Raw genomic sequence first — 1,059 nt, 5'->3', positions numbered from 1 at the left:
GGATCAAGAACAAATCTTGGGGAGGAAATGTCAAAATAAAATAAGAGATTTGCGCTATAAGAATTTAAGATGGATCCTATAGAGCTTTTAAAATTTATGCTTCCTGATTTTTTAGTCGACCATTTTGATGTGGTTTCCAGTGCTAATACAGAAGAAGTTTTACACTTATATTTTGAAGAGAAAAGTAAAATTCAAGAAGAATTTAATACTTTGAAATTAGTGTCAAAGGGTTTTCAGGACGAGATTACCATTCAGGATTTTCCTCTTCGGGGTAAATACGTGTATCTACATATCAAAAGACGCCGCTGGACCAACAAAACCACGGGAGAAATTATTAAGCGAGATTGGCAATTAGCAGCTAAAGGAACCCGTATGACTCAGGAGTTTGCGGCTTTTTTAAAAGAAATTAATAGATAATAGTGCCACAGATTGTCACACTATTGGAGGTTTCTTTGGTGTTAACGGAAAGAAGCTTCAAAGACAATACAAAAAACACCTGAGCTCTTTCATTACTTGGACTCCAAGAGAGCATGCCCATCAATGGATTATTTATCCTGAGAATATGGGTACACATTTATCAATTGATGAAGTAGCTTTATCTCAGGGTGAACTTTATACTATTGTCACCAACAAGAAGTTCAAAGGCAAGAAAGGTTCCTTAGTAGCTATTATTGCCGGAACAAAAGCAGAACAAGTTATAGAACACATCTCTAAGATTGATTATCAAAAGAGAGCTTCTGTAAAAGAAATAACACTGGACATGGCCAATTCGATGAAGTTAATCTCTAAGAGATGCTTTACTAAAGCCATACAGGTTACTGATAGATTTCATGTTCAAAAACTAGCCCTGGAGGCATTGCAGGAAATCAGAATCAAACATCGATGGGAAGCCATGGATTTTGAGAATCAAATGATATTGCAGGCAAAATCAGAAAACAAAACATACATTCCCAAGCTTTTAATCAACGGAGATTCCGTAAAACAGTTATTAGCCAGAAGCAGATATTTACTTTATAAATCTCGCGAAAAATGGACTCAAAGCCAAAATGAAAGAGCTCA

The 1,059-nt window shown here is 35.7% G+C and carries 2 protein-coding genes; both read left to right on the top strand.

The annotated features are described in order from the left end of the window. Positions 1–69: 69 nt before the first annotated feature. Positions 70–417 (top strand): transposase, encoded by a 348-nt coding sequence (locus BSF42_RS22230; RefSeq protein ID WP_095955280.1) that lies wholly within the window; start codon positions 70–72, stop codon positions 415–417. Between the two features lie 145 nt (positions 418–562). Next, a partial coding sequence (locus tag BSF42_RS22225; RefSeq protein WP_141248501.1) for a transposase occupies positions 563–1,059 on the top strand: 497 nt, incomplete at its 3' end.

Origin of the sequence: Flavobacterium sp. ACN6, from assembly GCF_002304005.1 — a bacterium.
GTDB lineage: Bacteria > Bacteroidota > Bacteroidia > Flavobacteriales > Flavobacteriaceae > Flavobacterium.
This window is presented reverse-complemented; position numbering and strand designations above follow the sequence as displayed.

Coding starts and splice junctions, on each gene's coding strand:
- BSF42_RS22230 (WP_095955280.1), top strand. CDS start 70: ATGGATCCTATAGAGCTTTTAAAATTTATGCTTCCTGATTTTTTAGTC.